Genomic DNA, 7,178 nt, shown 5'->3' on the forward strand with positions numbered 1-7,178 from the left:
GACGCGTGGTCCCCGTAGGGACTTGGCGGGCAAGGGCGTCCGGCAACCCAAGCGCCGCCTGAAACCGCAGCAGGCCGACACCGGCCGCGACGTTCGGGAGCCGAAGCGATTCCGGAAAGCCAAGCAGGCCAAGAGCGCCGAGGCCGCGCAGCGGCCCGAAGCGGTGGCGGCGGGGCACTCCGCGCGGGAGCGCCGGACCCGTCAGATCGTGCAGTTGACCAGCCGCGGCGGGTCGTTCGTCTTCCGGCACCGCGCGGGCAACGTGGTCATCCTGGTGCTGATGCTGGTGGCCGCCGCCCAGCTGTTCGTCCTGCAGGTGACCAACGCCCCGTCGCTGCGGGCCCAGGCCGCCGGTCAGCTCAAGGTCACCGATGTGGAAAAGGCGGTGCGCGGCAGCATCATCGACCGTCGCAAAGACCAGCTTGCCTTCACCATCGAGTCGCGTGCGCTGACGTTTCAGCCGAAACGGATTCGTAAGCAGCTCGAGGAAGCCAAAGCCAAGAACTCGACCGCCCCCGATCCGCAACAGCGGTTGCGCGACATCGCCAAGGAGGTCTCCAGCCGCCTGGGCAACAAGCCGGACTCGGCGACCGTGTTGAAGAAGCTGCAGACCGACGACAACTTCGTCTATCTGGCGCGCGCCGTCGATCCCGCTGTTGCCAGCGCGATCTCGGACAAGTACCCGGAGGTCGGTTCCGAACGCCAGGATCTGCGCCAGTATCCGGGCGGGTCGCTGGCGGCCAACATCGTCGGCGGCATCGACTGGGACGGGCACGGCCTGCTGGGGCTGGAAGAGGCCATGGATTCGGTGCTGTCGGGCACCGACGGCGCGGTCACCTATGACCGCGGATCCGACGGCGTGGTCATTCCCGGCAGCTACCGCAACCGGCACCGTGCGGTCAACGGCTCGATGGTCCAGCTGACCCTCGACGACGACATCCAGTTCTACGTCCAGCAGCAGGTTCAGCAGGCCAAGAACGTTTCTGGCGCGCACAATGTTTCGGCCGTCGTGCTGGACGCCAAGACCGGCGAAGTGTTGGCCATGGCCAACGACAACACGTTCGACCCCTCGCAGGACATCGGGCGCCAGGGCGACAAACAGCTGGGCAACCTGGCCGTGTCCTCGCCGTTCGAGCCCGGCTCGGTGAACAAGGTGATCACCGCCTCGTCGGTCATCGAGTACGGCCTGTCCAATCCCGATGAGGTGCTGCAGGTCCCGGGCACCATCCAGATGGGCGGGGTGTCCATTCACGACGCGTGGGACCACGGCGTGATGCCCTACACCACCACCGGTGTGTTCGGAAAGTCTTCCAACGTCGGCACTTTGATGCTCGCGCAGCGCGTCGGCCCGGCGCGCTTCTACGACATGGTCCGCAAATTCGGTCTGGGCCAGCGCACTAACGTGGGCCTGCCGGGTGAGAGCGCCGGGCTGGTGCCGCCGATCGACCAGTGGTCGGGCAGCACCTTCTCGAACCTACCCATCGGCCAAGGTCTTTCGATGACGCTGCTGCAGATGACCGGCATGTACCAGGCGATCGCCAACGACGGATTGCGGATACCGCCGCGAATCATCAAGGCCACCATCGCCCCCGACGGCACCCGCACCGAGGAGCCGCGTCCGGACGGCGTGCGGGTGGTGTCGCCGCAGACGGCGCAGACCGTGCGCAACATGCTGCGCGCCGTCGTGCAAAAGGACCCGATGGGCTACCAGCAGGGCACCGGTTCCGCCGGCGCGGTGACGGGCTACCAGATGGCCGGCAAGACGGGTACCGCCCAGCAGATCAACCCGGCCTGCGGCTGCTACTTCGACAATGTCTACTGGATCACGTTCGCGGGGATGGCGACCGTCGACAATCCCCGGTACGTCATCGGCATCATGATGGACAACCCCGAGCGCAACGCCGACGGGACGCCGGGCCACTCGGCGGCCCCGCTGTTCCACAACATCGCCGGCTGGCTGATGCAGCGCGAGAACGTGCCGCTGTCGCCCGACCCGGGGCCGCCGCTGACGCTGCAGGCCACCTAGCCCTCGCGACCTCGCCGGGGCCGAGCCGGAGCTTCGGTCGGCGCGCGCATCGCCTCATGGCCGGTCGCGGCTAGGTAGGGTGTCATGGCCGATCATGAGGATCGCGCGGCGTCGGAGGGAGGTGTGACTGACGTGGTGCTGCCCACTGGGTTACGCCCCCGCGCCGTCGCCGGCGTGCGGTTGCCCGCGCTCGCCGAGCAGGTGGGAGCGGTCCCGGCCAACGTCGCAGGTCGAGACGCCGTCGTGCCCGACGTGGCCATCACCGGCGTGACGCTGCGCGCCCAGGACGTGCTGCCCGGTGACCTGTTCGCCGCGTTGCCCGGACTGACCACGCACGGGGCCCGCTATGCCGCGGAGGCGATCGAACGCGGCGCGATCGCCGTGCTCACCGATGCCGCCGGGGCCGCGGAGATGAGCGTCGCCGGCGCCCCGCCCGTGCCGACGCTGGTGCACCCCAACCCCCGCGGCGTGCTCGGCGGCCTGGCCGCCACGGTGTACGGGAACCCGTCGCAGCGGCTGGCCGTCATCGGCATCACCGGCACCTCCGGCAAGACCACCACCACCTACCTGGTCGAATCCGGCCTGCGGGCCGCCGGGCGCAGGTGCGGGCTGATCGGCACCATCGGCATTCGCATCGACGGCGCCGACATCCCCAGCGCGCTGACCACCCCGGAGGCGCCCGCGCTGCAAGCGATGCTGGCGGCCATGGCCGAGCAGGGTGTCGACACCGTGGTCATGGAGGTCTCCAGCCACGCGCTCGCGCTGGGCCGGGTGGACGGAACCGGCTTCGCGGTCGGCGGTTTCACCAACCTGTCCCGCGATCACCTCGACTTTCACCGGACCATGGAAGACTACTTCGACACCAAGGCAATGCTTTTCGACCCGAACTCGCCGCTGCGGGCGCGCCGCGCGGTGGTGTGCATCGACGATGAGGCCGGGCGGGCCATGGCGGATCGAGCCGGCGACGCCGTCACCGTCAGCGCCGAGGACCGGCCGGCGAATTGGCGCGCCGTCGACCTGGCCCCGATGGGCGCCGGGGGACAACAGTTCACCGTCATCGACCCCGCCGGCGCGCGGCACCAGGTCGGGGTCCCGCTGCCCGGCCACTACAACGTCGCCAATTGCCTTGTGGCGCTGGCCCTTCTGGATGCGGTCGGGGTTACGCCGGAGCAGGCGGCGCCGGGTCTGCGGCAGACCCGCGTGCCGGGGCGCATGGAACAGATCGACGCCGGCCAGCAGTTTTTGGCGCTGGTCGACTACGCCCACAAGCCGGGCGCTCTGCGCGCGGTGCTGAGCACGCTGGCGCGTCCGGGTCGCCGGGTGGCGGTGGTGTTCGGCGCCGGCGGCGAGCGCGACCCGGGCAAGCGGGCGCCGATGGGCGCGACGGCCGCCGAGCTGGCCGATCTGGTGGTCGTCACCGACGACAATCCGCGCGGCGAAGACCCGTCGGCGATTCGCCGGGAGATCCTGGCCGGAGTGACCGAAAGTGGCTGCGCGACAGAGGTTGTCGAGATCGCTGACCGGCGCGAGGCGATCCGGCACGCGGTCGGGTGGGCCAGGCCCGGCGACGTGGTGCTGATCGCCGGCAAGGGCCACGAAACCGGGCAGCGCGCCGGTGACGTGGTCCGCCCCTTCGACGACCGCGTCGAGTTGGCGCGGGCGTTGGAGGATCGCGCATGATCGACCTGACCGTCGCCCAGATCGCCGACATCGTCGGGGGCACCCTGTCCGACATCTCGCCCGAGGACGCCGCACAACGCCACGTCACCGGGACGGTGGAGTTCGACTCGCGTGCCGTCGGGCCCGGCGGGCTGTTCCTGGCGCTGCCCGGCGCACGCTCGGACGGGCACGACCATGCGGCCTCGGCGCCGGCCGCGCTGGCCAGGCTGGCCAAGGCGGTGGCCGCCGAACTGGTGGCCGGCGGGCTGACGATCGTCGGCATCACCGGGTCGTCGGGAAAGACCTCGACCAAGGACCTGGTGGCCGCCGTGCTGGCGCCGCTGGGTCAGGTGGTGGCCCCGCCCGGGTCCTTCAACAACGAGCTGGGCCACCCCTGGACGGTGCTGCGCGCGACGGCCGACACCGACTATTTGGTTCTGGAGATGTCGGCCCGCCATCCCGGCAACATCGCCGCGCTGGCCGACATCGCCACGCCCTCCATCGGCGTCGTGCTCAACGTCGGCACCGCCCACCTCGGGGAGTTCGGCTCGCGCGAAGCCATTGCCCAAACGAAATCCGAACTGCCACAATCTGTTCCAGCTTCCGGCGTGGTGATACTGAACGCCGACGATCCGGCCGTGGCGGCCATGGCCGACGTGACCGCGGCCCGGGTGGTCCGGGTCAGCCGCGCCGAGCGCACCAACGCGGGCATTAGCGACCTGTGGGCCGGGCCGGTGTCGCTCGACGAGCTGGCCAGGCCGCGGTTCACGCTGCACCGGCGCGACGCCGCCGGGGTGCGGCGGGTACCGGTACAGCTCGGCGTCTACGGCGATCACCAGGTCGGCAACGCGCTGAGCGCCGCCGCGGTCGCCCTGGAATGCGGCGCCGACCTCGCACAGGTGGCGGCCGCCCTGGCCGGGGCGGGCCCGGTGTCGCGGCACCGGATGCACGTCACCACCCGCGCCGACGGCGTTACCGTGATCGACGATGCCTACAACGCCAACCCCGATTCCATGCGGGCCGGGTTGCAGGCGCTGGCGTGGATCGCTCACGGCGGGGACGAGGGCGGCCCCGCCGAAAAGCGCAGGAGTTGGGCGGTGCTCGGCGAGATGGCCGAGCTCGGCGAGGACGCCATCCTCGAGCACGATCGCATCGGCCGGCTGGCCGTGCGCTTAGATGTGTCTCGACTCGTTGTCGTGGGAAGTGGGAGGTCGATGAGCGCCATGCACCACGGAGCGGTCATGGAGGGTTCCTGGGGCGCCGCCGATAAGGGGGCCGTCAACGTCGCCGACAGCGACGCCGCCCTGGAGTTGCTGCGAGCCGAGCTGCAACCCGGCGACGTGGTGCTGGTGAAGGCGTCGAATTCGGCCGGGCTGGGCGCGCTGGCCGACGCGCTTGCCCGTGACGATCGCGAGGGCGGCGAAGCCGGGCGAAGCGGGTCGTCACCATCGGCCCGTGACGATCGCGAGGGCGGCGAAGCCGGGCGAAGCGGGTCGTCACCATCGGCCCGTGACGATCGCGAGGGCGGCGAAGCCGGGCGAAGCGGGTCGTCACCGTCGGGTCGTGACGATCGCGAGGGCGGCGTAGCCGGGCGAAGCGGGTCGTCACCGTCGGGTCGTGACGATCGCGAGGGCGGCGAAGCCGGGCGAAGCGGGTCGTCACCATCGGCCCGTGACGATCGCGAGGGCGGCGAAGCCGGGCGAAGCGGGTCGTCACCAGCAGAAGGCTCGGACCGCCGCGGGACGCGCGCATGAGGCAGATCCTGATCGCGGTGGCCGTCGCGCTGACCGTGTCGATCCTGTTGACCCCGGCCCTGATCCGGTTGTTCACCCGGCAGGGATTCGGCCACCACACCCGCGAGGACGGCCCGCCGACCCACCACGCCAAACGGGGCACGCCGTCGATGGGCGGCGTGGCGATCCTGGCCGGCATCTGGGTGGGCTACCTGGGCACCCACCTGGCCGGCCTGGCCTTCGACGGCGAAGGCATCACCGTGTCGGGCCTGTTGGTGCTCGGGCTGGCCACCGTCCTCGGCATCGTCGGATTCCTCGACGACCTGATCAAGATCCGCCGGTCGCGCAATCTGGGCTTGAACAAGACGGCCAAGACGATCGGGCAGGTCGCCGCCGCGGTGCTGTTCGGCGTGCTGGCGCTGCGGTTCCGCAACAACAACGGCCTGACACCGGCCAGCGCCGACCTGTCCTACGTGCGCGAGATCGCCACCGTCACCCTGGCGCCCGGGCTGTTCGTGTTGTTCTGCGTGGTTGTCGTCAGCGCGTGGTCCAACGCGGTGAACTTCACCGACGGCCTGGACGGGCTGGCCGCCGGGAGCATGGCGATGGTCACTGCCGCCTACGTGCTGATCACCTTCTGGCAGTACCGCAACGCCTGCGTCACGGCGCCGGGGCTGGGTTGCTACAACGTGCGCGATCCGCTGGACCTGGCGCTGGTCGCGGCCGCCACCGCGGGCGCGTGCATCGGATTTCTGTGGTGGAACGCCGCGCCCGCCAAGATCTTCATGGGCGACACCGGATCGCTGGCGTTGGGCGGCATCATCGCGGGCATCTCGGTGACCAGCCGCACCGAGATCCTCGCCGTCGTGCTGGGTTCGCTGTTCGTCGCCGAGGTCAGCTCGGTCGTGCTGCAGATCCTGACCTTTCGGACCACCGGGCGCAGGGTGTTCCGGATGGCACCCTTTCATCACCATTTCGAACTGGCCGGCTGGGCCGAGACCACGGTCATCATCCGCTTCTGGCTGCTCACCGCGATCGCCTGCGGCCTGGGCGTGGCCCTTTTCTACGGTGAGTGGCTGGGCGCGATCGGTGCCTGATGAGCGGCTCTGAGCCAGTGCAAGACCCCTTGGCGCCGGGCGCGCCGGTGCTGGTCGCCGGCGGCCGGGTAACGGGCAGGGCCGCGCTGGCGGTGCTGACCCGGTTCGGCGTGGTGCCCACGGTGTGCGACGACGACCCGGCCACGCTGCGCGGCTACGCCGACGCCGGAGTGGCGACCGCGTCCACCGCGACGGCCACCGAGCAGATCTCCCGATTCGCGCTGGTGATCACCAGTCCCGGCTTCGCGCCGACGACGCCGCTGCTGGTGGCCGCCGCGGCCGCCGGGGTGCCGGTCTGGGGCGACGTGGAGCTGGCCTGGCGGCTCGACGCCGCGGGCCGCTACGGGCCGCCGCGGCGCTGGCTGGTGGTCACCGGGACCAACGGCAAGACGACCACGACGTCGATGCTGCACGCCATGCTGACCGCCGGCGGCCGGCGCAGCCTGCTGTGCGGCAACATCGGCGACCCGGTGCTCGACGTCCTGGAGCAACCCGCCGAGGTGCTGGCCGTCGAGCTGTCCAGCTTCCAATTGCATTGGGCGCCTTCGCTGAAACCCGAGGCCGGCGCGCTGCTCAACATCGCCGAGGACCACCTCGACTGGCACGGCAGCATGGCCGCCTACGCCGCGGCGAAGGCGCGGGTGCTCGATGGCCGGGTGGCGG

The 7,178-nt window shown here is 70.8% G+C and carries 3 protein-coding genes and 2 pseudogenes; all 5 read left to right on the forward strand.

Translation table 11 applies throughout. The annotated features are described in order from the left end of the window. Window positions 1–58 precede the first annotated feature (58 nt). Complete coding sequence (locus DQP58_RS25390; protein ID WP_430916596.1) at window positions 59–2,026, forward strand: peptidoglycan D,D-transpeptidase FtsI family protein; 1,968 nt, start codon at window positions 59–61, stop codon at window positions 2,024–2,026. A gap of 94 nt (window positions 2,027–2,120) precedes the next feature. Next, window positions 2,121–3,706: pseudogene (locus DQP58_RS25395) on the forward strand (UDP-N-acetylmuramoyl-L-alanyl-D-glutamate--2,6-diaminopimelate ligase). Continuing rightward, a pseudogene (locus DQP58_RS25400) lies at window positions 3,703–5,103 on the forward strand (UDP-N-acetylmuramoyl-tripeptide--D-alanyl-D-alanine ligase); the annotation flags it as partial. The pseudogenes DQP58_RS25395 and DQP58_RS25400, both read left to right, overlap by 4 nt. Window positions 5,104–5,435: 332 nt before the next feature. Continuing rightward, window positions 5,436–6,515 carry a phospho-N-acetylmuramoyl-pentapeptide-transferase gene (gene mraY / locus DQP58_RS25405; RefSeq protein WP_112710842.1) on the forward strand — a complete coding sequence of 360 codons (1,080 nt, stop codon included), beginning with the start codon at window positions 5,436–5,438 and terminating at the stop codon, window positions 6,513–6,515. A 17-nt stretch (window positions 6,516–6,532) separates the two neighbouring features. Then, window positions 6,533–7,178 (forward strand): UDP-N-acetylmuramoyl-L-alanine--D-glutamate ligase (gene murD, locus DQP58_RS25410; RefSeq protein ID WP_112710843.1); only part of this gene is annotated, 646 nt, incomplete at its 3' end.

Source organism: Mycobacterium colombiense (assembly GCF_003284975.1).
In the GTDB taxonomy this organism is placed as follows: Bacteria; Actinomycetota; Actinomycetes; order Mycobacteriales; family Mycobacteriaceae; genus Mycobacterium; species Mycobacterium europaeum_A.